Annotated in this window: 24 protein-coding genes and 1 pseudogene; 12 read left to right on the forward strand and 13 right to left on the reverse strand. The window is 67.5% G+C overall.

Going from position 1 to position 25,228, the window contains the following annotated elements; translation table 11 throughout:
- The coding region (locus Q8M82_RS07215) for a PLP-dependent transferase (protein WP_305690736.1) at positions 1-171 on the forward strand (171 nt) is incomplete at its 5' end.
- Between the two features lie 104 nt (positions 172-275).
- Here the strand turns inward: Q8M82_RS07215 and Q8M82_RS07220 are convergent.
- Together Q8M82_RS07220 and Q8M82_RS07225 are read right to left on the reverse strand one after the other, a co-directional pair.
- On the reverse strand, positions 276-860 hold the full coding sequence (locus tag Q8M82_RS07220; protein WP_305690698.1) for a glycoside hydrolase family 19 protein: 585 nt from the start codon (positions 858-860) through the stop codon (positions 276-278).
- A gap of 100 nt (positions 861-960) precedes the next feature.
- Positions 961-1,482 (reverse strand): cysteine dioxygenase, encoded by a 522-nt coding sequence (locus Q8M82_RS07225; protein WP_305690699.1) that lies wholly within the window; start codon positions 1,480-1,482, stop codon positions 961-963.
- 180 nt (positions 1,483-1,662) lie between these two features.
- Here Q8M82_RS07225 and Q8M82_RS07230 point away from each other — a divergent pair, with 180 nt between their 5' ends.
- Positions 1,663-2,142, forward strand: coding sequence for an Lrp/AsnC family transcriptional regulator (locus Q8M82_RS07230; RefSeq protein ID WP_305690700.1), 480 nt, complete (start codon positions 1,663-1,665; stop codon positions 2,140-2,142).
- Between the two features lie 81 nt (positions 2,143-2,223).
- On the opposite strand, the gene Q8M82_RS07235 is transcribed toward Q8M82_RS07230, so the two are convergent.
- Both Q8M82_RS07235 and Q8M82_RS07240 read right to left on the reverse strand, forming a co-directional pair.
- Positions 2,224-2,910 (reverse strand): OmpW/AlkL family protein, encoded by a 687-nt coding sequence (locus Q8M82_RS07235; RefSeq protein WP_305690701.1) that lies wholly within the window; start codon positions 2,908-2,910, stop codon positions 2,224-2,226.
- Between the two features lie 153 nt (positions 2,911-3,063).
- Positions 3,064-4,686 carry a peptide chain release factor 3 gene (locus Q8M82_RS07240; protein ID WP_305690702.1) on the reverse strand — a complete coding sequence of 541 codons (1,623 nt, stop codon included), beginning with the start codon at positions 4,684-4,686 and terminating at the stop codon, positions 3,064-3,066.
- A 132-nt stretch (positions 4,687-4,818) separates the two neighbouring features.
- Here Q8M82_RS07240 and Q8M82_RS07245 point away from each other — a divergent pair, with 132 nt between their 5' ends.
- From Q8M82_RS07245 to Q8M82_RS07255, 3 genes are all read left to right on the forward strand, one after another.
- Positions 4,819-6,498, forward strand: a complete 1,680-nt coding sequence (locus Q8M82_RS07245; RefSeq protein ID WP_305690703.1) for a methyl-accepting chemotaxis protein — start codon at positions 4,819-4,821, stop codon at positions 6,496-6,498.
- A gap of 139 nt (positions 6,499-6,637) precedes the next feature.
- On the forward strand, positions 6,638-8,047 hold the full coding sequence (locus Q8M82_RS07250) for an APC family permease (RefSeq protein ID WP_305690704.1): 1,410 nt from the start codon (positions 6,638-6,640) through the stop codon (positions 8,045-8,047).
- Positions 8,047-8,901 carry an SAM-dependent methyltransferase gene (locus Q8M82_RS07255; protein WP_305690705.1) on the forward strand — a complete coding sequence of 285 codons (855 nt, stop codon included), beginning with the start codon at positions 8,047-8,049 and terminating at the stop codon, positions 8,899-8,901. The genes Q8M82_RS07250 and Q8M82_RS07255 overlap by 1 nt, the downstream gene beginning before the upstream one ends.
- A 22-nt stretch (positions 8,902-8,923) precedes the next feature.
- On the opposite strand, the gene Q8M82_RS07260 is transcribed toward Q8M82_RS07255, so the two are convergent.
- The 4 genes from Q8M82_RS07260 to Q8M82_RS07275 form a co-directional block, all read right to left on the reverse strand.
- Positions 8,924-9,715 carry an ABC transporter permease gene (locus Q8M82_RS07260; protein WP_305690706.1) on the reverse strand — a complete coding sequence of 264 codons (792 nt, stop codon included), beginning with the start codon at positions 9,713-9,715 and terminating at the stop codon, positions 8,924-8,926.
- Positions 9,712-10,638, reverse strand: coding sequence for an ABC transporter ATP-binding protein (locus tag Q8M82_RS07265; protein ID WP_305690737.1), 927 nt, complete (start codon positions 10,636-10,638; stop codon positions 9,712-9,714). Before Q8M82_RS07265 ends, Q8M82_RS07260 begins: the two co-directional genes overlap by 4 nt.
- A 356-nt stretch (positions 10,639-10,994) precedes the next feature.
- Positions 10,995-11,294, reverse strand: coding sequence for a hypothetical protein (locus Q8M82_RS07270; protein WP_305690707.1), 300 nt, complete (start codon positions 11,292-11,294; stop codon positions 10,995-10,997).
- Between the two features lie 308 nt (positions 11,295-11,602).
- Positions 11,603-12,226 carry a hypothetical protein gene (locus tag Q8M82_RS07275; RefSeq protein ID WP_305690708.1) on the reverse strand — a complete coding sequence of 208 codons (624 nt, stop codon included), beginning with the start codon at positions 12,224-12,226 and terminating at the stop codon, positions 11,603-11,605.
- Between the two features lie 156 nt (positions 12,227-12,382).
- Between Q8M82_RS07275 and Q8M82_RS07280 the strand changes: the two genes are divergently transcribed.
- On the forward strand, positions 12,383-13,681 hold the full coding sequence (locus Q8M82_RS07280; RefSeq protein ID WP_305690709.1) for a DUF3422 family protein: 1,299 nt from the start codon (positions 12,383-12,385) through the stop codon (positions 13,679-13,681).
- 18 nt (positions 13,682-13,699) lie between these two features.
- On the opposite strand, the gene cynS is transcribed toward Q8M82_RS07280, so the two are convergent.
- From cynS to Q8M82_RS07300, 4 genes are all read right to left on the reverse strand, one after another.
- A complete protein-coding gene (cynS, locus tag Q8M82_RS07285; RefSeq protein WP_305690710.1) occupies positions 13,700-14,188 on the reverse strand; it encodes a cyanase in 489 nt (162 codons plus the stop codon).
- A 188-nt stretch (positions 14,189-14,376) separates the two neighbouring features.
- Complete coding sequence (locus Q8M82_RS07290) at positions 14,377-15,261, reverse strand: ABC transporter ATP-binding protein (protein ID WP_305690711.1); 885 nt, start codon at positions 15,259-15,261, stop codon at positions 14,377-14,379.
- A gap of 4 nt (positions 15,262-15,265) precedes the next feature.
- On the reverse strand, positions 15,266-16,111 hold the full coding sequence (gene ntrB / locus Q8M82_RS07295; protein ID WP_305690712.1) for a nitrate ABC transporter permease: 846 nt from the start codon (positions 16,109-16,111) through the stop codon (positions 15,266-15,268).
- A gap of 163 nt (positions 16,112-16,274) precedes the next feature.
- On the reverse strand, positions 16,275-17,648 hold the full coding sequence (locus Q8M82_RS07300) for a CmpA/NrtA family ABC transporter substrate-binding protein (RefSeq protein ID WP_305690713.1): 1,374 nt from the start codon (positions 17,646-17,648) through the stop codon (positions 16,275-16,277).
- A gap of 232 nt (positions 17,649-17,880) precedes the next feature.
- On the opposite strand from Q8M82_RS07300, the gene Q8M82_RS07305 reads away from it, so the two are divergent.
- The 4 genes and pseudogenes from Q8M82_RS07305 (at position 17,881) to Q8M82_RS07320 (ending at position 22,869) form a co-directional block, all read left to right on the forward strand.
- Positions 17,881-19,749, forward strand: a complete 1,869-nt coding sequence (locus Q8M82_RS07305; protein ID WP_305690738.1) for a sigma 54-interacting transcriptional regulator — start codon at positions 17,881-17,883, stop codon at positions 19,747-19,749.
- A 166-nt stretch (positions 19,750-19,915) separates the two neighbouring features.
- Complete coding sequence (locus Q8M82_RS07310) at positions 19,916-20,284, forward strand: DMT family transporter (RefSeq protein ID WP_305690714.1); 369 nt, start codon at positions 19,916-19,918, stop codon at positions 20,282-20,284.
- A gap of 138 nt (positions 20,285-20,422) precedes the next feature.
- On the forward strand, positions 20,423-21,427 hold the full coding sequence (locus Q8M82_RS07315; protein WP_305690715.1) for an NAD-dependent epimerase/dehydratase family protein: 1,005 nt from the start codon (positions 20,423-20,425) through the stop codon (positions 21,425-21,427).
- Positions 21,424-22,869: pseudogene (locus tag Q8M82_RS07320) on the forward strand (aspartate aminotransferase family protein). Before Q8M82_RS07315 ends, Q8M82_RS07320 begins: the two are co-directional and overlap by 4 nt.
- Positions 22,870-22,962: 93 nt before the next feature.
- Here Q8M82_RS07320 and Q8M82_RS07325 read toward each other — a convergent pair.
- Entirely contained in the window at positions 22,963-23,205 is a 243-nt protein-coding gene (locus tag Q8M82_RS07325) for a DUF2312 domain-containing protein (RefSeq protein ID WP_066717565.1), read from the reverse strand.
- Between the two features lie 296 nt (positions 23,206-23,501).
- On the opposite strand from Q8M82_RS07325, the gene Q8M82_RS07330 reads away from it, so the two are divergent.
- Positions 23,502-24,776, forward strand: a complete 1,275-nt coding sequence (locus Q8M82_RS07330) for a glycerate kinase type-2 family protein (protein WP_305690739.1) — start codon at positions 23,502-23,504, stop codon at positions 24,774-24,776.
- A gap of 3 nt (positions 24,777-24,779) precedes the next feature.
- On the forward strand, positions 24,780-25,223 hold the full coding sequence (locus Q8M82_RS07335; protein WP_305690716.1) for a DUF1036 domain-containing protein: 444 nt from the start codon (positions 24,780-24,782) through the stop codon (positions 25,221-25,223).
- Positions 25,224-25,228: the final 5 nt, after the last annotated feature.

The raw sequence follows: 25,228 nt of genomic DNA on the forward strand, positions 1-25,228 counted from the left end.
AAGCGCGCGACCTCGCTCGGCGGCGTCGAGAGCCTGATCGAGCATCGCGCCTCGATCGAGGGCGCCGGCTCGCCCTGCCCGCCGGACCTGCTGCGCCTCTCGACCGGCATCGAGGATCTCGAGGATCTCTATGGCGATCTCGACCAGGCGCTGAAGGCCGGGCACGCGTAAAGGCCCGCCTCGCACGTCATGGTCGGGCTTGACCCGACCATCTCGGAGACCAGAGGGAAACGGGTCGTGAGATTCTCGGGTCAAGCCCGAGAATGACGGAGATCTCAGACCCAGATCGTCTTGGCCAGCGCCAGCAACTGCGCGCGCTGCGCCAGCCCGTTGCGCCCGCCATTGATCAGGCGGGTTACGGCGACGATGTCGTCGGCATCGGCGGCGGCGTTGCAGCCGCGGTCGCGCCAATAGGCGAAGGCGATGGCCAGCGAGACCGCCGGCTCCTTCGCCCGTTCGGGCGCGGCCTCGAGGTCGAGGCCGATCAGGACGCCGTAGCGGCGGTAATTGGCGCGGCCGGTGAGCTGGAAGATGCCTCGGCCGCGATAGCGCGCGCCGTCGCCGGCCTGCGTGTTGCCGAGATCGCGGCGCCCGTCATAGCGGGCGAAATAGGCCGGGCCGCCATATTCCTCCAGCGTCCGGAAGCGGTCGGTCTCATGGGCGGCCTGGGCCAGGAAATGGCACAGTCGCACGCGCGTGATGATGCCGGCGGCAGCGGCCGACCGGTCGAAGCCGGCGGCGACTCCCTCGACGATCGCGCTTCTGCCGACGGGGGCGAGGCGCAGCAGGCGCTCGGTGGTGACGGAGAGGGCTGCGGATTGCCCCGGCGCGGCGGTTGCGCTCGATCCCTGCATCGACATGGTGGCCTCCCTCGTGAAGAGGGGCCATCATCGCCGGGGGCGGGCGAGCGGGGATTGGCGGGACGGCTTGTCCCCGGCGGGCGGTCGTTTCGGCGAAACGTCAGCCCTCGACGGCAGTGAATTGCGTCTCGATCGAGGAGTCGTGGGCCTCGTGGTCGAAGCCGTAGATGTGGATCGAGATCGCGTCTTCCGTCCCGAGATTGCGCATGCGGTGGATGTTGGGGCCTGTCGGCAGCATGCAGGCGACATAGCCGGGCTGGCGGTCATGCTGCTCGGTGGCGATGGCGCGCTGCGCATCGATCGCGCGATACCAGGTTTCGGTGACGGTGCCGCTGACGACGCCGAAGCAGCAGGAGCAGTGGTGGTCATGGATGCAGGTGGTCGCACCGGCGGCCCAGACGATCGCCCAGACGCTGACCGTCTCGTCGCCGGCCAGCAGGTTGCGCGTGTAGCCGCCGGCTTTGCGCTCGAGCGGCAGGCGCGCGACGAGGTCAGGCAGGGCGACGAGTTCGCGCAGGACCGAGCGGGCAGCAGCGAGATAATCGCGCGAGCACGTGCCCTCATCGCTCCGCAGGCTGGCGAGAACCGCGCCGCGCCGCTGTGCATTCAAATACCCCTGCATCCGCAAATTCCCGTCGCACCGTCCACCCGCTCAGGATAGCGACGGGGCGGGGAAATGGTTTGCTATCTTGCGGCCGAATGCGGTGATCTTGGAAACCAATGGCGCTTATGGCATCAAATTGAGAATTGCTTTGCGGGCATGGTGCCGGCATGGCGATTCTTTTGCGAGTCCCGGGGTGCCATGGCCAAGCTCGACGCCTTCGATCTGGGCATCCTCGCCTGCCTGCAGGAGGATGCGAGCTTGCCACTGGCCGAATTGTCCGAGGCAGTGGGATTGTCCGCGACGCCGTGCTGGCGGCGGGTGCAGAAGCTGGAGGCCGCCGGCTATATCCGCAAGCGCGTGGCGCTGCTCGACCGCAGCAAGCTGCAGGCGGGCGTCACGGTCTTCATCGCGGTGAAGACGGCGCGGCATTCGATGGAATGGCTCGAGCGTTTCCACGCGGCGGTGCGCGACCTGCCGGAAATCGTCGACTTCTACCGGATGAGCGGCGAGATCGATTATCTGCTCAAGGCCTGCGTGCCCGACATCGCGGCCTATGACGCGCTCTACAAGAAGCTGATCTCGCGCATCGACCTCAACGACGTGACCTCGAGGTTCGCGATGGAGGAGTTGAAGTCGACCACGGCTATTCCGCTCGGCTTCGCGCAGCCCGAAGGCTGAGGCGAAAACGAAGAAGGGAGCGGCGAACCGCTCCCTTCCTCCCCCAGCCCCCGGAGCCCCCCAGCCGAACGGGAGCGGATCTCAGAAGCGATAGGTGACGCCGGCGCCGATCAGCCAGGGGTCGATCCTGACCTTGCCGGAGATCAGGCCGTTATTGACCTTGACCTTGGGCTCGAGGAAGATCTTCTTGACGTCGAAGTTGATGCCCCAGTGCCGGTCGATCATGTAGTCGAAGCCGGCCTGCAAAGCGAGGCCGAAGCTGTCCTTCAGATCGAAGCTGGCGAAGCCGCCCTTGGCCTTCTCGTTGAAGAACACCGTATAGTTCACGCCGACGCCGACATAGGGCTTGAAGGCGCCGAGATCGGTGAAGTGATACTGCAGCATCAGGGTCGGCGGCAGCAGCCAGGCCGAGCCGATGCGCGCACCGGCCAAGGTCCCCGCGCCCTTCACATTGTGCGGGGTGACGCCGAGGATGAGCTCGACGGCGATATTCCGGGTGAAGAAGTAGCTGATGTCGAGCTCGGGCACGACCGAGTTCGAAATGTCGACATCGCCGCCGAGGATCGGCGCGCCGCCGAGCTTCAGCTTGGCGCTTTCCTGCGGGACGACGAAGAGGGCGCGGCCGCGGATCATCCACGGGCTCCACTGGGTCATGACCGGCGCGAGCGGGGCCGTCTTGGCCGAAGGCAGATCGGCGGCCCCGGCGGAGGTCAGGGCCGTGCCGGCGAGCAGCGCGGCGCAGGTGGCGAGACGAACAATGCGTGACATGGCGAAGGCCCCCAGGATCGGAGCGCGGCGCGTCTGCGCGCTCGCGGCTCATGCCTCCCAACAGCCTCAATCCCGCCGGGATTGATTTGACCCTGATCAAATCCGAAGGCGCGTCGCGGAGCCTGTGGCTTCGGCGCCACAGGCCGGGGTGGCTCAGGCCCTGGCGACCTTCTGGTAGTCCTTGATGTCGGAGAAGGTGATCTCGGGGGCGCGCTCGGCGTCGTATTTCAGGGTGAACTGGCTGGAGGCCATGAAGACCGGGTCGCCGTCGAGGTCGTCGGCCATGGAGGAGGGCTTCGAGGCCACGAATTTCTGCAGGGCCGCCTTGTCCTCCGACGAGACCCAGCGCGCGATCGCGTACTGGCAGGGCTCGAAATCGACGGGCAGCGAATACTCGACGTCCATGCGCTCCTTCAGCACGTCGAGCTGCAGCGCGCCGACGACGCCGACGATGGCGGGCGCGCCGTCATGGGGCAGGAAGATCTGGACGACGCCTTCCTCGGCCATCTGCTGCAGCGCCTCGCGCAGCTTCTTGGCCTTCATCGCGTCCTTGAGCTTCACGCGGCGCAGGATTTCCGGCGCGAAGCTCGGCACGCCCTTGAAGACGACGTCCTCGCCCTCGGTCAGCGTGTCGCCGATGCGCAGCGTGCCGTGGTTGGGCAGGCCGACGATGTCGCCGGCGAAGGCCTCCTCCGCGATTGATCGGTCGCGGGCGAAGAAAAACTGCGGCGCGTTGAGCGGCATCGGCTTGCCGGTGCGCACGAGCTTGGCCTTCATGCCGCGCGCGAGCTTGCCCGAGCAGACGCGCATGAAGGCGATGCGGTCGCGATGGTTGGGGTCCATGTTCGCCTGGATCTTGAAGACGAAGCCGGTCATCTTCGGCTCGCCGGCCTGGATCGTGCGCTTGTCGGCGATCTGCGCGCGCGGGCTCGGCGCCAGGGCTCCCAGCGCGTCGATGAGGTCGCGCACGCCGTAGTCGCGCAGCGCCGCGCCGAAATAGAGCGGCGTCAGATGGCCCTCGCGGAAGGCCTCGAGGTCGAAGGGCTTCAGCCCCTCGCTGGCGAGGAAGACCTCCTCGCGCCAGGTCTCGGCCGCGCCATGGGGCAGGAGTTCGTCGAAGAGCTTGTCGTTAGGGCCGGAGACGGCGAGGTCCTGCGCGCTCTCGTCGCCCTTCTGGTTGCGGCGGAAGCTGTTGGCCTTGAGATCATAGGTGCCGACGAATTCGCGCCCGCGTCCGACCGGCCAGGTCATCGGCGCGACGTCGAGCGCCAGCGTCGTCTCGATCTCGTTGATCAGGTCGAACAGGTCGCGCGTTTCGCGGTCGACCTTGTTGATGAAGGTGACGATCGGGATGTCTCTGAGCCGGCAGACCTCGAACAGCTTCTTGGTGCGCGCCTCGATGCCCTTGGCGGCGTCGATCACCATCACGGCGGAATCGACGGCGGTCAGGGTGCGGTAGGTGTCCTCCGAGAAGTCCTCGTGGCCCGGCGTGTCCAGCAGGTTGAAGACGTGGCCGCCATATTCGAAGGTCATCACCGAGGTGACGACCGAGATGCCGCGCTGGCGCTCGATCTTCATCCAGTCCGAGGAGGTCTGGCGCCGGCCCTGCTTGGCGCGCACCTCGCCGGCGAGCTGAATCGCGCCGCCGAAATAGAGCAGCTTCTCGGTCAGCGTGGTCTTGCCGGCGTCGGGGTGGGAGATGATCGCGAAGGTGCGGCGCCGCGCATGCGGGGCGGCGTCGCCTGTCGGCGCGGTGGAGGTCTGGCTGTCGGTCATGGCGGTGTGAGAACAGGATGGGGGCTGCGAAGTCAATCACATCGGCTGGGGCAGCGGTCAGTCGCCATTAACCGTTTGACCCCATCATCCCGGCGAACGGGGGAGCATGATTCCCTTGCGGAAAGCGTCTCCATGGTCGGCCCGCGGAAAATCTCGACACAGATCTTCGGCGCTTTCGCCGTGTTCGCGGTTGCCGCCCTCCTCGCGGTCGGCATCGGCGCCCATGCGCTGTCGCGCTACGCCGCGATGACGAGCGAGATGGAAGCGGTGACGCAGCGCACCGTCCTGGCCGAGCGCATGGACAGCCTCGTCAATGCGATCGTGATGGAGTCGCGCGGAATCTATATGAGCGCCGATGCACAGGACGCCGAACGCTTCGCCCTGCCGCTGCTCGCCGATCTCAGCCAGATGAAGGGGCTCGCCGGCGAGTGGCGGGCGCTGCATGGTCCCCACGAGCAGGCCGCCTTCGAGGCGGTGGCGCGGAAGCTCGACGATTTCATCGCCTTCAGGACCGAACTGGTCAGGCTGGGGCGGGAGCTGGGCCCGGCCGCCGCCAACGCTTTCGGCAACAACGAGGACAATCGCAGCAACCGCAAGGCTCTCAACACGGCGCTCAGGCATGTCGCCATGCTCAACGAGAGCCGGGCCGCCGTGACGGATGCCGAGCGCGACGTGCTGCAGAGCCACAGCCTCTGGCTGCAGGCCGGCGGCGCGTTGCTGATGGGTCTCGGGCTCGCGGTTGCGCTCGTCCTCGTCCATGTCCGCGTGGCGCGGCCGCTGCGCAGCCTCGCCAAGACGATGCAGCGGCTCGCCGCCGGCCAGGAGGTCGGTGCAATTCCTTCCGTGGGCCAGCGCGACGAGGTCGGCGACATGGCACGCTCGGTGGCGGTGTTCCGTGACACGGCGATCGCGCGGACGGCGCTGGAGGCCGATGCCAAGAGCGCCGATACGGCCCGGATCCGGCGCCAGGCGAAGCGCGAGGATCTCACGGCCGATTTCAACATCCGCATCGACCAGATCCTCGAAACCGTCCACGGCAGCGCCGACGAGATGGAGGAGACGGCGCGCAGCCTGAACGCCGTCGCGACCAGCGCCACCTCACAGGCCAACGAGGCGCGGGGCGCGGCGCTCGACGCTTCGGACAATGTGCGGTCGATCGCGGCCGCATCGGAGCAGCTCTCGGAATCGATCGCCGAGATCGCCCAGCGCATCGGGCATACCGACGGCGTCATCAGGAATGCGGCCGGCGACGCGGCGAGAGCCCGCGCCAATGTCGCCAATCTGCTCGGCGCAGCCGAGAGCATCGGGCGGGTGATCGGGCTGATCCGCGAAATCGCCGCGCAGACGAATCTCCTGGCACTCAACGCGACGATCGAGGCGGCGCGGGCGGGTGAGGCCGGACGGGGCTTCGCCGTCGTCGCCGGCGAGGTCAAGCTGCTGGCGAGCCGCACCGCCCAGGCCACCGACGAGATCGCCGAACGGATCACCGCCTTCGAGAGCGAGACGCATGGCGCCGTGGCGGCGATCGAGACGATCGCCCGCGTGATGGGCGAGGTGGTCGAGCACACGGTCGTCATCGCCGGAGCGACCGCCCAACAGATGGCCGCGACCTCGGAGATCGCGAGCAGCGCCCAGGCGACCGCGAGCGGGACGGCGGGCGTCGCGCGGCAGATGGAAGACGTCACCGCGACGTCGGAGGCTGCCAGGCTGTCGGCGAGCCGGGCCCTGACGACGGCCGAGAGCCTGGCGCGCGAGGCACATGCGCTGCGCAGCGCGGTCGAGACATTCTTCGCCGACATGAAGGCTGCCTGACCGGGGCGGCTCCGGGGGCGGAAGATGAGCGCCGACTTCACGTCTTGGTGACCGGTTCGAACGACTTCGTGACGGCCCAAGGGCTGTCGCATCCGGTGCTCATGCGTTCCCTTCAGTGCGATTTCGCGCGAGGGGCAGGATGTCAGTTCAAAGCAAGTCCGATCCGCAGCCAACGCTGTCGATCTTCGATGCCGTTACGATCATGGTGGGGATCGTCGTCGGCGTCGGCATCTTCAAGACGCCATCGCTGATCGCGGCCAATGTCGACAGCGAGGCGGCCTTTCTCGGCGTCTGGGTCGCCGGCGGCCTCGTCACCCTGATCGGGGCGCTCTGCTATGCGGAGCTCGCCGCCGCGCATCCCCATGCGGGGGGCGAGTATCACTTCCTCGGGCGGGCCTATGGGCGCCCCGTCGCCGTGCTGTTCGGCTGGGCGCGGGGTTCGGTGATCCAGACCGGTGCGATCGCGGCGGTTGCCTTCGTCCTGGGCGATTATGCGGCGCAGGTCGTGCCTCTGGGTCCCTATGGATCGGCCATCTATGCCGCGGTCGCGATCATCGTCCTGACGGGGCTCAACGTCGCCGGCACGGTCCAGAGCAAGACACTGCAGATCGTGGTGACCTTCATCGAGGTCGGGCTGATCGCGGCGATCATCGCCTGGGGACTGCTCGGCAGTGCCGGAGAGGCCGTTCCGGCCGCGACCGCCGCGCCGCCGTCCGCCGCGCTGGGCCTGGCGATGATCTTCGTGCTGCTGACCTATGGCGGGTGGAACGAAGCGGCCTATCTGTCCGGCGAGTTGCGCGACCCCGGCCGCAACATGGTGCGGGTGCTCCTGATCGGCACCGGCGTGCTGGTGGCGCTCTATCTCGCGGCCAATGCGGCGCTGCTGGCGATCCTCGGGCTCGATGGACTGCGCGGCTCGCAGGCCGTGGCCACCGACATGATGCGCCGCGTCGCGGGCGAGTCCGGCGCCCTCGTCGTCAGCCTCGCCATCGTGGTCGCAGCGCTTTCGACGCTCAACGCGACGATCTTCACCGGCGCGCGGGTCTATTTCGCGATGGCCCGCGACATCACGCTGCTGCCGCGCGTCGGTGAGTGGGACGAGCGGGGAAGGGCGCCGGCCAACGGGCTCATCGCGCAGGGCGCCGTCGCGCTGCTGCTGGTCGCGCTCGGCGCCGCGAGCCGCGACGGCTTCCAGGCCATGGTCGACTACAGCGCGCCGGTGTTCTGGGCGTTCCTGCTGCTGGTCGCACTGGCCCTGCCGATCCTGCGCTGGCGGGAACCCGACAGGGTCCTGCCCTTCAAGGTCCCGCTCTACCCGCTGACGCCGGCGCTGTTCGGCCTCACTTGCGTGTATATGCTGCATGCCAGCCTCGCCTACACCGGCAAGGGGGCTCTGATCGGCCTCGGTGTCGTGCTGGCGGGCCTGCCGCTGCTGTTGTTCCAGAGCCGCCGCGTCGCTCCAGGCGATGAGGCCGCCATGCCCTCAGCGGATGCCGTGGCGATGGTGCCGCCGCCGCAGCCCGTCCTCGTTCAACCAGGAGAGAGATGATGAAGACGTTCCGGACTCTCGCCGCCGCCTGCGCGGTGTCGCTTTTTGCACTCGGTGCCGTGCCGTCACAGGCCCAGCCCGCCCAGGCCGGCAAGGATGCGGCGACGACCCCTGCCTATGTCCCGCAATCGGGGCAGGCCGGCAAGGACGTGGTCTGGGTGCCGACGCAGGAGGCTCTGGTCCAGCGCATGCTCGACATGGCCAAGGTCACCAAGGAGGACAAGCTCGTCGATCTCGGATCCGGAGACGGGCGCACCGTCATCGCCGCCGCCAAGCGCGGCCTCACGGCCCGCGGCATCGAGTACAATCCCGATCTCGTCACCCTGTCGAAGCGCAGCGCCGAGGCCGAGGGCGTCGCGGACCGTGCGACCTTCGAGCAGGGCGACATTTTCGTGTCCGACTTCAAGGAGGCGACGGTCGTCACCCTGTTCCTGTTGCCGGAACTCAATCTGCGGCTGCGCCCGATCCTGCTCGACATGAAGCCGGGCACGCGGGTCGTCTCCAACACCTTCACCATGGATGACTGGACTCCCGACGAGACCGCCGTTCTGGCCGAGAACTGCGTCAACTTCTGCCGGGCGCATTTCTGGGTCGTGCCCGCCAAGGTCGGCGGGACCTGGCGGCTCGGCGATGGCGAGCTGAGCCTGACGCAGAAATTCCAGATGCTCGAGGGCACGCTGACGCGCGGCGGCAAGGCGCTGCCGATCACCGAAGCGCGGATGCAGGGCAGCGAGATCAGCTTCATGGCTGATGGCCGGCGCTATACCGGTACCGTCACCGACGGGCGGATGAGCGGGCGCAGCGAAGGCGCGGGCCAGGCCCAGGACTGGCAGGCGACGCGCAGCGCGAGCTGATTGCCCCAACCGTGCTGCCGCCTCAGTTCTTTAGGCGGTAGCCGGTGCGGAAGATCCAGCCGGTCGCCACGATGCAGACCAGCAGGAAGGCGAGCGTCATGCCCAGGCTGACGCCGACGCCGACATCGGCCACGCCGAAGAAGCTCCAGCGGAAGCCGCTGATCAGGTAGACGACCGGGTTGAACAGCGCGACCGTCCGCCACAAGGGCGGCAGCATGTCGATCGAGTAGAAGGAGCCGCCGAGGAAGGCGAGGGGCGTCACCACCAGCAGCGGGACGACCTGCAACCGCTCGAAACCATCGGCCCAGATGCCGATGATGACGCCGAAGAGGCTGAAGGTCACCGCCGTCAGGACGAGGAAGAGCAGCATCCAGAACGGATGCTCGATGCGCAGCGGCACGAAGAACGTCGCCGTCAGCAGGATGATCAGGCCGAGCACGACCGATTTGGTCGCGGCCGCGCCGACATAGCCGAGCACGACCTCCCACCAGGCCACGGGCGCCGAGAGCAGCTCGTAGATCGTGCCGGTGAATTTCGGGAAGTAGATCGCGAAGGAGGCGTTGGCGATGCTCTGGGTGAGCAGCGTCAGCATGATCAGCCCCGGTACGATGAAGGCGCCATAGGCGATGCCGTCGATCTCCTGCATGCGCGAGCCGATCGCGGCGCCGAAGACCACGAAATAGAGCGAGGTCGAGAGCACGGGGGAGACGACGCTCTGCAGCGGCGTGCGCAGGGTGCGGGCCATCTCGAAACGATAGATCGCGGCAATGGCCCGCCCGTTGAAGGCGGGCGGGGCGTCGGAAACGGATGTCATGAGCGGCCCCTGACCAGACTGACGAAGATGTCCTCGAGCGAGCTCTGGCTCGTGTTCAGATCCCGGAAGCGGATGCCGGCCTCGCCCAGCGCCTGCAGCAGGGCGGTGATGCCGGTGCGCTCCGCCTTGGTGTCGTAGGTGAAGACGATCTCGTCGCCCCCTGCGGCAAGGATGAGATCATAGCCCGCGAGACTCTCGGGCAGGGCCGCCAGCGGCGCCTGCAGGCTCAGCGTGAGCTGCTTGCGCCCGAGCTTGCGCATCAGCTCCGTCTTGTCCTCGACGAGGATGATCTCGCCCTTGCTGATCACGCCGACCCGGTCGGCCATTTCCTCGGCCTCCTCGATGTAGTGCGTGGTCAGGATGATGGTGACGCCGCTCTCGCGCAGTCGCCGCACCAGCTGCCACATGTCCTGGCGCAATTCGACATCGACGCCGGCCGTCGGCTCGTCGAGGAAGAGGATGCGCGGTTCATGGGCGAGCGCCTTGGCGATCATGACGCGCCGCTTCATGCCGCCCGAGAGCCGACGGATCTGGGTGTCGCGCTTGTCCCAGAGCGAGAGGTCCTTGAGCACCCGCTCGACCAGGTCGGGGTCCTTGCGCTTGCCGAACAGCCCGCGGCTGAAGGAGACGGTGGCGCGCACGGTCTCGAAGGCGTCGGTGGTCAACTCTTGCGGGACGAGGCCGATCTTGGCGCGGGCGGCGCGATAATCGGTGACGATGTCGTGGCCGTCGGCCTTCACCGTGCCCGTGCTCGGATTGACCAGCCCGCAGATGATGCTGATCAGCGTCGTCTTGCCCGCGCCATTGGGGCCGAGCAGTGCGAAGATCTCGCCCTGGCGGATTTCGAGGTCGACCGTCTTCAGGGCCTGGAAGCCGGAAGCATAGGTCTTTGACAGGCCGGACACGGAGATGATCGGTGACATGGCCGGCATATAGGCGGGCTCCCGCGAGGATGCGATGGCGCGGGGACGCAGGGCTGCAATGCGTCGTCGCGCCGGTTCGCTCGCTGGATCCCTTGCCCGATGGCTCCTGCCGCCTGGTGTCGGGAGTGGCATCCCGCCCAAGAGAATGGCCGGGACGAGCCCGGCCATGTGGTGGTTCCGCGAAGGCGCTGGCTCAGCGCATGAAGAACCAGAGCAGGATGATGATCGGAATCGGAACCCCGAGCAGCCAGAGAGCAATGGAACGCATTGGATCAGCCCCAGTGTGATGATGACAATGGCCAAGCAACGCCGTGCGGGCGCCGAAGGTTCCTCGCCGGGGCCGTGGCAGTGGGCGCCTATTTGAAGGCGATGCTGTCGATTATGGCTTTCATCGCCTTGTCATGGGTGGCGTGGCCCGCTTCCGAAGCCCAATAGGTCATCATGATGATCTTGCCGCTGCCGACCTTGGGGTCGATGGCGAGATAGCGGACGATGGAGGGGCCGTCGCTGGTCGTCGCCTTCAGTTCGGTGAAGGACCAGGGGCGGCCATTGACCTCGCGCGTGAGGGTCTCGGTCGCGCCGGTGAACTTGACGCCCTCGCGCGCGAAATAGGCATCGTGCTCATTCTGCAGCGCGTCGATCTGGTCGGCGGGCACCAGCTCGAACCAGATGTAGATCTCCTCGTCGGGTGTCTTGATCTGGACGCCGCGTTCGACGGCCGATTGCGCCAGCTGTCGGGTATCGTCACCACCGCGACGGGCTCCGCCGCCGTGATCGCGACCGCGCCCGCCACTGCCGCTCCCGAGACCGGCAGGCCGACCAGCAGCAGCGCGAGCGCCAAGGCGCCTGTGATCCTCTTCATCGTGAATCCCCCCAGGGCTGCACGGACCGTGCCGCATCCGCGGGACAGAGTGGCGCGATGGTGGCCGAAATCAACGGCGAAGCGGGGGCCCGCCAAAAATGGTCAGGATGCGGCGTGTGCGCTCGGATGCCAGAGCGGCCGATAGCCCTGCGCCAGGGCGGCGAGAGAGGCCGGCGGCGTCAGCACCGTGACCATGCCGGTCGGCCGGGTTCCCCGGGTGCCATAGCCCTCCGGTGTCCAGGGCAAGGCTGCATCGCCGTGTAGTGCCAGAAAACGGTCGCCGTCGCGGATCACCGCTGCGTCCGGCAGCATCTCACCGGGGAGGCGATGCGTGCGCTGCGCCCGGCCATCGCGGCGCGCGCCATCGAGGAGGCGGTCGATCGCCGGGAAGAGCGGTGTCTCGCGCAGGCCGAGGCCCCGGACCAGCGCAGCTCGGTAGGCCAGCGCATCCGCGCGGCGGCATTCCATGCAGGGCCGATGGCCGGCGGCGAGCGCGGTGACCTCGTCGCAGAAGAACAGCTCGGTGTAGCCGCTGCTCCAGACCTGCCGGCGGCGGTTCTTGAAGGACAGGACGCAGCAGATCCATTGCCGGCTCGCCTGGATGCGGCGGGGCAAGGCGCGGGTCTGCGGATCATGAAAGCGCCCGCCGCGATTGCCCATGAGCAGGCCGCGGGCAGCCGTCGCGAAGAGGGCGCCGTCAGGTGCGACGCGATTGGGCAGGGGCATGGGGCTCTCCGGATGCGCGGCGCTATCCTAGGGATACCCCGGCCGCATCGCGACAGCAGCGCGCGGCTGCGGCAGCCGGTGGGGTTGGCAAGGCGCCCCGCGATGACGCAAGCTTCCGACGGGAGAGGGCGCAGGCCTGCTCCGGAGGGGTGGGGCATGGCGGCCAGCAGCTTCGACGATCCGGCTTCGCTCGTTCCGCATCCCGAGCGCGGCGCCATCCTGGCGGAGGTCCATGCGCGGCCCTTCGCACCGCTGGAGACGCCACGGCGGCTTTTACATTTCGCCTTCATGACCGATTCCCGCCAGGCGACGGCCGACCGTTCGGCGCTCGGCCGCTTCTGCGCCGAACGCGGCGTGCCGGGGCCGCTCGACGAGGCCAAGCATCATCGGGCGCGTTTCGGCGAGACGAACCTGCGCTGGGAGCAGCACAGCGAGTTCACCACCTATAGCTGGGAGCTGCCGGGGACGGAGACGACGCCCTTCCTGCCGCCGACCGGGGTCCTGCCGCATGGCATGCGCGGCCTGCCGCAGCCGGGGCCGCATCTCGTTTCTGCCGATCTGCATCTGATGCCGGCCGCAGTCGAGCCTGATCTCGGCGCGCTGTTCGATCCCGCCAGCCTCGCCGCCTCGCTGGTCGACAATGGCGGGGCGATCGCGGCGACCGATTTCCGGGCCGGAGCGGACGGCTTCGTGCGCATCCTCGTGCTCGACCGCGAACTGACCCCGGCGCGGGCCGGAGCGCTGGCGCAGCGCCTGCTCGAGATCGAGACCTACCGGACGCTCGCGCTGCTGGGCATGCCGGAATCGCAGCGCATCGGCCCCTCCGTGCGCAGCGCCGAGGAGACGCTGGTGCGCATCGCCGGCACGATGACGCAGACGGACGGGCTGGCGGCCGACCATGCGCTGCTCGACGAGATGACGGCGCTGGCCTCGCGGCTGGAGGCGGAAGCCGCCTCCTCGAACTACCGCTTCGGGGCGAGCCGCGCCTATGACAACATCGTCCAGCAGCGGCTCGTCGCGATCGGCGAGCAGGGCCATGCCGGCTGGCCGACGATCGCCGCCTTCCTGGCACGGCGGATGGCGCCTGCGATGCGGACCTGCCAGATGCTGCAGGAGCGCCAGGCCGATCTCGCGACCAAGCTGGCGCGCGCCGCCAATCTGCTGCGGACGCGTGTCGACGTCGCGCTCGAACAGCAGAACCGCGACCTGCTGGCGGCGATGAACGAACGCACGCGGCTGCAATTGCGGCTGCAGCAGACGGTCGAGGGGCTCTCGGTCGCGGCGATCGGCTATTACGTCGTCAGCCTGTTCGGCTATCTCGCCAAGGGCGCCAAGGATTCGGGCTGGCTCAAGCTCGAGCCCGGCCTCGCAACCGCGCTGTTCGTGCCGGTCGCGCTGCTGGGCGTCTGGGCGGCGGTGCGGCGCATCCGCCGGGGGCATGGCCGCGAGGAGTGAGCGGCCGCATATGCCGGCTCAGGCCTCCTTGAAGCCGTAATCGGGGATGCCCTGCTCGTTGCCGTAGTACTTGTAGGGCAGGAACTTGCCGGACATGCCGATCTTGACGCGGTCGCCCTTCGGGTTCGGCTCGCGCTCGAACTCGATGTTGAAGTCGATCGCCGACATGATGCCGTCGCCGAACTCCTCCTCGATCAGCGCCTTCCAGGCCGGGCCGTTGACCATCACCATCTCGTAGAAGCGATAGATCAGCGGGTCGGTCGGCGGCATCGGCGTGCCGGTGCCGCGATAGGGGACCTCGTTGAGCATGCGCTTCTCGTTCTCGCTCAGGCCGAAGAGGGCGGCGGCCTTCTCGGCGAGCGGCTTGACCAGCTTCATCTGGCCGAGCAGGGCGCCGACGATCAGCACCTCGGACATGCCGCCGATTTCCTCGGTGATGTATTTCCAGCTCCAGCCCTTCTCGCGCTTGATGTCGAGGATCTTCTCGGTGAGCTCTTCGCGCTTCATGACGGTGTTCTCCTTGGGTTCAACGCAATCGATGGCGGTCATCCCGGGCGACCCCTCGGGTCCGGCCTTCGGCCGGCCCAAGGACAGGCTCCGGGAGACCCGGGATCCATGCCTGAGCCGTTCCGGAATGGATCCCGGATCTCCGCTTCGCTGCGTCCGGGATGACGCGTGCGTGGTAGGTCATGACGTCACGCCGCCTTGTGGCCAGCATCGGGGCCGGACCCGTCGGCGCCCGGCCGGACGATCGGCGGGTGACGGCGGTCGTAGCCCTCGGGGATCTCGTCCCTGAAGCTCTTCGAGCGGACCACGAGGAAGTCGATCAGGTGGTTGCGGATGGCGTAGTAGTCACGGTGGTGATGGACCTCAGTGCGGATGCGATCGCGCGGCAGCGGGTTCTCGACGATCTCCGCGATCATCGCCTGCGGCCCGTTGGTCATCAGCACGATGCGGTCGGCGAGATAGATCGCTTCGTCGACGTCATGGGTGATCATGAAGGCGGTCTGGCCGGTCTCCAGGCAGATGCGGCGGACCTCGTCCTGCAGCGTGCCGCGGGTCAACGCGTCGAGCGCCGAGAAGGGCTCGTCCATCAACATCATCTTGGGTTCGATCGAGAGCGCGCGCGCGATGCCGACGCGCTGCTTCATGCCGCCGGAGAGCTCGGAAGGCTTCTTCAGCTCCGAGCCCTTGAGGCCGACCTTCTCGATGAAGGCCATGGCGTGGGCCGTGACCTTCGCCTTCGGCCAGTCGCGGTGCTTGGCGGCAACCGCATAGGCGACATTGCCCAGGACCGTGCGCCAGGGCAGCAGCGAATGGCCCTGGAAGATTACGGCGCGGTCGAGAGAGGGGCCCTCGATCGCCTTGCCGTCGACGATGGCCGCGCCGTCATCGGGCGCGTCGAGCCCGTTGAGGATGTTAAGCACGGTCGTCTTGCCGCAGCCGGAATGGCCGATGACGCAGACGAACTCGCCTTTCCTCATCGAGAACCAGAGATCCTCGAAGACGGTGGTGGTGCCGCCGCCGGCCTTCGGGTAGCGGCGGGCGATGCCTTCGATCGAGATGTAACGGTCGCTCATCGCCTCAATCCGGATAGGTGACGGCGCGCTGCAGGCGGGCGAGCGTCTGGTCGAGGATCATGCCCATCACGCCGATGACGGTGATGGCGACGATGACATTGGTGATCGAGAGGTTGTTCCACTCGTTCCAGACGAAGTAGCCGATGCCGGTGCCGCCCACGAGCATCTCTGCTGCGACGATGACGAGCCAGGCGATGCCGATCGAGATGCGCATGCCGGTCAGGATCGTCGGCGCGGCCGCCGGCAGGATGATGGTGAAGGCGCGCCGGACCGGCCCGACCTCGAGCGTGCGGGCGACGTTGAGCCATTCCTTGCGCACGGCCGAGACGCCGAAGGCCGTGTTCAGCAGCATCGGCCAGACCGAACAGATGAAGATCACGAAGATCGCGGAGACGCTGGAATCCTTGATCGTGTAGAGCGCGAGCGGCATCCAGGCCAAGGGCGAGATCGGCTTCAGCACCTGGATGAACGGGTCGAGCGCCTTCGAGATCAGCGGCGACATGCCGATCAGGAAGCCCAGCGGGACGGCGAGCAACACGGCCAAGGCATAGCCCAGCAGGACGCGGCCGAGCGAGTAGGCGAGCTGGATGCCGAGCCCCTTGTCATTGGGCCCCTTGTCGTAGAACGGGTCGCGCAGATGGCCCCAGATCGTCTTCCCGACATCGAGCGGGCCCGGCATGGCCGATTTGCCCTGCGTCACCTCGAGGCCCATCAGCTTGGCGTATTCGGGGTCGATGTTGGCCGCCGGCCCGGCTCCGCCGGTCTGCGTGGCGACATGCCAGGCGGTAAGGAAGACGACGAGGATCGCCAGCGAGAGCACCAGCGCGCGCAGGTTGAGGGGGAGGGTCATCGTGACACCTGCCCCGTCATTCCGGGGCGGCCGAAGGCCGAGCCCGGAACCCATGAACACAGCTCTTGGTAGAAGAGGCGAACGCGCACGGTCTGTCCTGCGAAGTCGGCGGTTATGGGTTCCAGGCTCGCGGCTGCGCCGCGCCCCGGAATGACGGCGCGCCTCATGTCCGCTTGATCGCGAAGCTCTTGATGTAGTCCTCCGGCTTGGTGGCATCGAAGGTCTTGCCCATCACGACGATGGTCTTCGAGCCGGTGGGCGGCGTCAGTCCGACCTCGGCCATCAGCCTAGCCGTGTCGGTCTGGAGGAAGACCTCCTTGGCCACCTTGGCGTAGTCGACATCACCCTTGACCTGGCCCCAGCGCTTCATCTGGGTGAGGATCCAGACGGCGAAGCCTTCCCAGGGGAAGGGGTCGAAATCGATGCGCTTGGGGTCGCGCTTGATGTTGCCGAGCCCGTCGGCATAGGTCCCCGTCAGCACCTGCTCGACCACCGTCACCGGCTGGTTGAGATAGTTCGCCGGCGCGATGGCTTCGGCGATCTGTTTGCGGTTCTCGGCCTTGGAGGCGAAGGCGGTGGCGTCGATGATCGCCTTCAGCAGCGCGGCATAGGTGTTGGGGGTCTGCGTCACGAACTCCCTGGAGGCCGCGAAGGCGCAGCAGGGATGCCCGTCCCAGATCTCCTTGGAGAGCATGTGGATGAAGCCGACGCCGTCGAAGACCGCGCGCTGGTTGACCGGATCGGGCGCGAGGAAACCGTCGATGTTGTCGGCGCGCAGATTCGCGACCATCTCCGGCGGCGGCACGGCGCGGATCTGGACGTCCGTGTCGGGATCGATGCCGTTCTCGGCGAGGTAGTAGCGCAGCAGGTAGTTGTGCATCGAATAGTCGAAGGGCACGGCGAATTTGAAGCCCTTCCAGGACTTCGGATTGCGCTTGTCCTTGTGCTTCATCGCCAGGGTGATGGCCTGGCCGTTGATGTTCTCGACGGCCGGCATCGTGTAGGGGATCGGTGTCGAGCCCGCGCCCATCGAGATCGCCAGCGGCATCGGCGAGAGCATGTGGGCGGCGTCGTATTCCTTGTTGATCGTCTTGTCGCGGATCACCGCCCAGCCGGCGGTCTTGATCACTTCGACATTGAGGCCGTGCTTGGCATAGAAGCCCATCGGCGAGGCCATGATGATCGGCGTCGCGCAGGTGATCGGGATGAAGCCGACCTTGAGATCCTTCTTCTCCGGTACCGCCTGGGCGAAGGCCTCGGTGGCGGCCGCCAGCGGGAAGAGGCTCGAGATCGCGGCGAGCGCGGTGGAGGCGCCGACCTGCTTCAGGAAGAAGCGGCGCTGCGCATCCTGTGGAAACAGCGCCCGCATCACGGCGTTCTCGACGACACGCTGATAGCGTCCGTCCTCCGTAGCGGATATTTCGACCGCCTCGGCCCGGATCGCCCGCTCATGCGCGGACTGGCTCTCGTGCCGGCCGCAATCGCAGCCGCGGCGGATGCGGCGGTCGGCGTCGAACGGGTTCTTGAACAAGGCCATGCGCGTGTCCTCCGGCTGATCGAGTGGGCGGCTGGTCGCTTCGAGGGAATTAGCAAGCGGCGGGCCAACTTGGCCGACCGGGATGAAGGCCGAAACTTCAGAGACTTAGCGCCGGCTCACACTTGACGAATTCTCGTGAATCACGAAAAATCGTGTCTTCAGTAACGAAAATTCGTGAGCAAACGTGATCGCTTCGCCCGTTTCGCCGCAGACCACCTGGTTGTTCGAGAGCATGGTCGACGCCGCGCTGGCGGTGGATGTGACGACAGGCCGGATCCTGGCGGCCAATGAGGAAGCCCGACGCCGGCTGACATCTCCGGAGCGCGAGCTGGTCGGAGCTTCGGTGCTCTCGGTGTTTCCGGGCCAGGCGGCGGCGCTGACGGTGTTCACCGAAGCCGTGCTGCACAAGGGCCGCTACTGGACACGCTCGCTTTCGCCGCAGCGGGGCGATGGCGAGGCGCTTCACGCCGAATGCATCGGCGCGCGGCTTTTGACCCAACCCGATCCGTCGATCCTGCTGACGCTCTACGATCTCGAGGCGCGCCACCGGCGCGATCTCGACGCCGACGCGCAGGAGCATCTGCGCGCCGGCCTGACCGAATGGCGGCGCACCGAGCGGCTGTTCCAGGAGATCGAGCGCAGCAACCAGCTGATCCTGCGCGCGGCGGGCGAGGGCATCTTCGGCGTCAATGCCGAGGGCCGCACCACCTTCGTCAATCCGGCCGGCGAGGCGATGCTGGGCTGGGAGACGGGCGAGCTGATTGGGCGGGATATGCATGCCTGCGTGCATCACCACCGGCCCGACGGTACGCATTACCCGCATGAGCAATGTCCGATCTACGCCGCCTTCCGCGACGGGGCGGTCCACCATGTCGAGAACGAGATGTTCTTCCGCAAGGACGGCTCGGGCTTCTGGGTCGAGTACACCTCGACGCCGATCCGCGACCGGGGCCGGCTGGTCGGGGCGGTCATCATCTTCCGCGACGTCAGCCAGCGCCACGAGGCCGATGAGCGCCTGCGGGCGGCGCTGGCCGAGGTCGACAGCCTGCGCGAGCGGCTGCAGCAGGAGAACGCCTATCTCCAGGAGGAGATGCGGCTGGAGCGCAACCATCGCGGCGTCGTCGGGCGCTCGGGCGCGATCCAGAAGATCCTGAGCCAGGTCGAGCTGGTGGCGCGCACGGATGCCGCCGTGCTGATCTCCGGCGAATCCGGCACCGGCAAGGAGCTGATCGCGAGCGCGATCCACGAGGCGAGCGAGCGCCATGTGCGCCCGCTGATCCGGGTGAACTGCGCCGCGATCCCGCGCGAGCTGTTCGAGAGTGAGTTCTTCGGCCATGTGAAGGGCGCCTTCACCGGGGCGCTGCGCGACCGGATCGGCCGCTTCGAGCTGGCCGATGGCGGCACGCTCTTCCTCGACGAGGTCGGGGAGATTCCGCTCGAGCTGCAGGGAAAACTGCTGCGCGTGCTGCAGGAGGGGCAGTTCGAGCGCGTCGGCGAGGAGCGCACGCGGCACGTCAATGTCCGCATCATCGCGGCGACCAACAGGGATCTGCGCCGCGAGGTCCGGGAAGGCCGCTTCCGCGAGGATCTGTATTTCCGGCTCGACGTGTTCCCGATCGTCTCGGTGCCGCTGCGCGAGCGTCCGGAGGACATTCCGCTGCTGGCCCTGCATTTCCTCGGCGGGGCGCAGCGCAAGCTGAAAACCGAGGGGCTGAAGCTGAGCGAGGGCGACGTCGCCCGGCTGCGCGCCTATGACTGGCCGGGCAATGTCCGCGAGTTGCAGAACGTCATCGAGCGCGCGGCGATCCTCGCGCGCAACGGGCGGCTCTTCATCGCGCTGCCGGAGGGCGGGCGCCCGCCGGTGACGGCGCCGGTGCCCCTTCCGGCGGGCGGGCCCATCCTCACCGAGGCGGAGCGGCGCGAGCGTGACCGCGTCAGCATCCTCGCGGCGCTGGAGACGTGTCGCGGCCGGGTCAGCGGACCGCAGGGCGCCGCCGTCCTGCTCGGTGTGCCGGCAACGACGCTGGCCTCGCGGATGAAGACGCTGGGCATCGCGCCGCGCAGCGGGACGAGGCCGGCGCCCGAGCGCATCGGCGGATAGCCGGCGCCTTTCTACGATCCCGTCAGGATCATCTTAACGTTACAGCGAGGTAAGACCCGCGGCGCAACGCATTTGAAGTATTTTCCACGTCATCCAGAGGCCCGACGACACACCAGCCGCCCGATGACTTGAAACGGCGGATGACCGCGAAAGTGCTCCTGCGCCGATGAACGCCTATCTGCCCCTGATCCTGTTCACGGTGCTGACCAACGCCGCGGCGCAGCTGATGCTGAAGCGCGGTATGACCGGCGTGGGGACGCTCGACGTCGCCGGCGACGGCCTGGTCTCGACCGTCTTCCGCGTGGTCTTCAACCCCTTCGTCTTCGCCGGGCTGTGCACCTTCGTGATCAGCATGGCCTCGCATCTGATCGTGCTGTCGAAGGTGCAGATCTCCTACGCCTACCCCTTCCTGAGCCTCGCCTATGTCGTGGTCGCGGCCTACGCCTTCTTCGTCTTCCACGAGGATCTCGGGCCGGCGCGCATCGCCGGCATCGGCTTCATCGTGCTCGGCACCATCTTCATCGCACAAAGCTGAGGGACATCATGGATCTGATCGTTCGCCTGTTCATGCGCCTCGGCGCCCTGCTCGAGCCCCAGCCCGTGCTCAAGCCCATCCCGGTTACGGTGCGCGATCCGCGTCCGCGCCAGCCCCGTTGAGCCGGAGAGACTGCAGATGAAGCACATCATCATCGGCGGCGACGGCTTCGTCGGCTCGCATCTGGCGGCCGACCTTCTCGCCATGGGCGAGGAGGTGCTGGTCGCCGACATCGTCAAGAGCCCGCATCCGCATTACGCCACGGTGCCGTTCCACCGCATCGACGTGACGGATGCGCAGAGCGTCGCCGGCATTCCGCTGCACCAGGACGACCTCGTCTACAATCTCTCGGCCAAGATGCTCTCGCCGATCGTCACGCGGGCTGAGCGGCACGATTTCTTCTGGCCGGTGAATTATCACGGCACGCAGAACATCCTGAGCTGGATGGAGAAGGGCGGCGCCCACAGGCTCGTCCACTTCACCACCGACATGATCTACGGCCATTCGGTGACCGTGCCGCAGGACGAGACGCATCCGGCCAAGCCGCTCGGCGAATATGGCGAGAGCAAGCTCGCCACCGAGACGCTGGCCCAGACCTATCGCGACCGCGGCTTTCAGATCCCGATCTTCCGGCCGCGGCTGATCATCGGGCCCGGGCGGCTGGGCATCCTCGTCAAGCTGTTCAAGCTGATCGACCTCAACCTGCCGGTGCCGATGATCGGTTCGGGCAAGAACCCCTATCAGTTCATCTCGGTGTTCGACTGCGCCAGCGCCTGCGTCGCGGCCTGGAAGGCGGACTTCCCGAACTCGGCCTATAATCTCGGCTCGGACGATCCGCCGCCGGTGAAGAAGCTGCTCGGCGACCTGATCCGGCATGCCGGCTCGAAGTCGATCCTGGTGCCGACGCCGGCGCCGCTGGTCAAGCTGACGCTGAACGCGCTGGATGCGATCAACATGCCGATCATGGACCCCGAGCAGTACATGATCGCCGACGAGATCTGCATTCTCGACACCTCCAAGGCCAAGCGCGAGCTGGGCTGGAAGCCGCTGCATCGCGACGAGGACATGCTGCTCGCCGCCTATACCGAATATCGCAAGGCCAAGGATCCGCAGGTCCAGGCCCAGAGGAGCCTCGCCGCATGAGCATGCCCGCTTTCAAGACCGACGACGCGGCCACTCCGGCGCGCCCGAAACTCTACAGCGTCGAGGAGGCCAAGCAGCTCGACGTGCAGACGGTGAAGGAGCTCTTCACCAGCCATATCAACGCGGGCCAGGTGCATTTCCTGAAGCTGCTCGGCTTCGACTAGATCCTCGTCGATCGTGCCGAGGGCATGCACTACATCACCAAGGACGGCCGCAAGATCCTCGATTTCTTCGGCGGGTTCTGCTCGGTCGCCTTCGGCCACAATCATCCGCGCATCGTGGCGGCCCGGAAGAAATTCCAGGACGAGAACCGCCATGAGATCTGCATGGCGTTCATGTCGCAATACGCCTCCGCGCTCGCGGCCAATCTCGCCGCGATCTCGCCCGGCGATCTCGACATGGTCTTCCTCGGCTCGACCGGCTCGGAGGCGATGGAAGCGGCGCTGAAGGTCGCCGAGCAGGCGCAGGGTCCGGGCAAGTCGAAGATCCTGCATGCCGCGAACTCCTTCCACGGCAAGACCAAGGGCGTGCTCTCTGTCACGGATTCGAGCCTCTACCAGTCGCAGTTCAAGCTGGTCGAAAACCGGGTCAAGGTGCCCTTCGGCGACATCGAGGCGGTGCGCCAGGCGCTGGAGAGCGATCCGTCGATCGGCATCGTGGTGATGGAGACGATCCAGGGCGGCGGCGGCATCGTCGAGGCGCCGCTCGGTTTCTGGCGCGAACTCCGCGCGCTCTGCGACAAGCATGGCGTACTCTGGGTCGCCGACGAGGTGCAGTGCGGTCTCGGCCGCACCGGCCAGTTCTTCGCCTTCGAGCGCGACGGGGTGGTGCCGGACGTGACGGCGCTCGCCAAGGCGCTGGGCGGCTCAAAGGCCGCGATGGGCGCGATGATCGCCCGCCGCGAACTCTACATGAAGGCCTATGGCAAGCCGAAGACCGCGTTGATCCATGCCCAGGCGACCTTCGGCGGCATGGGCGAGGCCTGCGTCTCCGCGATCGAGGCGCTGAACGTGCTCTATGAGGAAGACCTCATGGGCAATGCGCAGCGCCAGGGCGACTACCTGATCGCGCGACTGAACGAGCTGCGTGTCAAGTATCCGAGCCTGCTCAAGGAAATCCGCGGGCGCGGCCTGATGATCGGCGTCGAGTTCCAGGACATCAGCGAGACCATGCCCTTCGGGCTCAAGCACATGGTCGCGCTGCTCGACGACAAGCTGAAGGGCTCGCTCTGCGGCTTCATCGGGGCACTGCTGCTGAAGGATTACGACGTGCTCGTCGCCTTCACCGAATACAACCGCAACGTCATCCGGCTCGAGCCGCCGCTGATCGCGACGCGCGAGGATTGCGACACCTTCATCAACGCGCTGGACGATCTGCTCTCGCGCGGCATCACCCGCATCGTGACGGACTATCTGCGCAAGGTCGCGGTGTCGAAGGGCTGAAGCCTTCCGCCTCCGCGCCGGCTGTCAAAATGCGAAACGCCCGCTCCGGGAGACCGGGGCGGGCGTTTCGATTCTGTCGGGGCGGCTGGTCGCTCAGGCGCTCTCGCCGACAGCCTGGAGATAGAGGTCGAGGATCGCCTCCTCCTCGGCGCGCTCATTGGCGTCGCGCTTGCGGATGGCGATGACCTTCCTGAGCACCTTGACGTCGTAGCCGTTGCCCTTGGCCTCGGCATAGACCTCCTTGATGTCGTCGGCGATGGTCTTCTTCTCTTCCTCGAGACGCTCGATGCGCTCCACGATGCTCTTGAGCTGGTCGCCCGCGATCGGATCGTCCATCTGAATGTCCTTCTCGGTGATGGGGAAATTTGGCCGGAGGGTTCGCACCGCATCGCCCCCGGCGTCAAGCCGGCTGCGCCCGGATAGGGACCGCTCTCAACAGCCGCGTGGGCAGAAAGGGTCGGCGCAAGCCTCCATCCTTATCGATAAGTATGATTATTGCGGCAAAACCCTGATGACGGCGGCGCGGCGCGCACTTAAAACGATTCGGCAATGATGCCAGCGGGGCGAAAGAGCTCGCGGAACCGGGGGGAGACGAGGGGGCCTTGCAGCACGCCGACGATCAGCAGGAGCGGATGCGCGCGACCGTGCGCGCGGTCTTCGACGCTGCGGTGGCGCGGGCGCACCCTTCCGGCTGCCTGCCGGCGCATCTGCCGCCCGTGCCTGCGACGGGCCGGATGATCCTGCTTGCGGCGGGCAAGGCGGCGGGCAGCATGACGGCGCTGGCCGAGGCGCATTATCTCGACGGCGGCCTTCCGCCGGAGCGCCTGCTCGGCCATGCGGTCGCGCGGCACGGCTACGAGACCGCGACCCGCCACATCCCGATGGTGGCCGCCGGCCATCCCGTTCCCGACCGGGGCAGCATCGACAGCGCGGCGCGCGCGCTGGAGCTGGCCTCCTCCGCGACGACTGAGGACCTCGTGCTGGTGCTGCTGTCGGGCGGCGGCTCGGCGAACTGGGTCGCGCCTGCGGGCGGGCTGACGCTGGCGGAGAAGCAGGCGGTCAACAAGGCGTTGCTGCGCTCGGGCGCGCCGATCGGCGAAATGAACATCGTCCGCAAGCGCCTGTCGCGGATCAAGGGCGGGCGGCTGGCGCTGGCGGCCGCGCCGGCCCGGCTCCTGACGCTCGCCATCTCGGACGTGCCCGGCGACGAGCCGACGGCGATCGCCTCGGGGCCGACGGTGCCGGACCCGACGACGATGGCGCAGGCGCGGGCCATCGTCGCGCGCTATGGTCTCGACCTGCCGGCGGGGGTGAAGGCGCTGCTCGCCGACGAGGCCAGCGAGACGCCCAAGCCCGGCCACCCCGCCTTCGCCCGCAGCGAATTCCGCATCATCGCCCGGCCGACGGAAGCCATCGCCGCAGCCCATGCTGCGGCCGTCGCGGCCGGCTACGAGGTCCATGATCTCGGCGCCGATCTGGAGGGTGAGGCGCGCGACGTTGCCGCCAGCCATGCCGAACGGGCGCTGTCGCTGCAGCGCGCGGGACAGCGCGCCGCCATCCTCTCCGGCGGCGAGTTGACGGTGACGCTGCGCGGTCAGGGCCGCGGCGGGCCGAACCAGGAATATGCGCTGGCGCTGGCGATCGCGCTCCGCGGGGCGCCCGGGATCGTCGCGCTCTCCGGCGATACCGACGGGACAGATGGCGGCGGCGGCGAGGCGAGCGACCCGGCCGGTGCGGTGATCGATGCGACGACGCTCGCGCGCGCCGCTGTGCTCGGCCTTGATCCCGCCCGATCCCTCGCCGAGAACGATTCCACCGGCTTTTTCGAGCCGCTGGGCGATCTGTTGCGGACCGGGCCGACCTTCACCAACGTCAATGACTGCCGCGTCATCCTGATCGAACCCTGAGCGATGAACCGGATCTGGACCTCCACTCTGAGCCTCGGCCTGATTGCCGGTGGGCTGCTCGCAGCCACCACGCCGGCGCTGGCGGATTTGCGCATGTGCAACACGACCGGCAGCCGCGTCGGGGTCGCGATCGGTTATCGCGACGCGCAGGGCTGGACCACGGAAGGGTGGTGGAACATCGCGCCACGGGCCTGCGAGACCCTGCTGCGCGGCACGCTGGCGGCGCGGTTCTACTATGTCCACGCGGTCGACTACGACCGTGGCGGCGAGTGGACCGGCAAGTCGGTGATGTGCACCCGCAACAAGGAATTCACCATTCGCGGCATAGAAGACTGTCTGGCGCGCGGCTATGAGCGCGCGGGCTTCTTCGAGGTCGACACCGGCGAACAGAAGAGCTGGACGATCCAGCTCACCGACACCACCGGCGGCGCGCCCGCCCGGCCCTGAGGAAC

The sequence above is a fragment of the Allobosea sp. genome, assembly GCF_030694325.1.
Classification (GTDB): Bacteria; Pseudomonadota; Alphaproteobacteria; order Rhizobiales; family Beijerinckiaceae; genus Allobosea.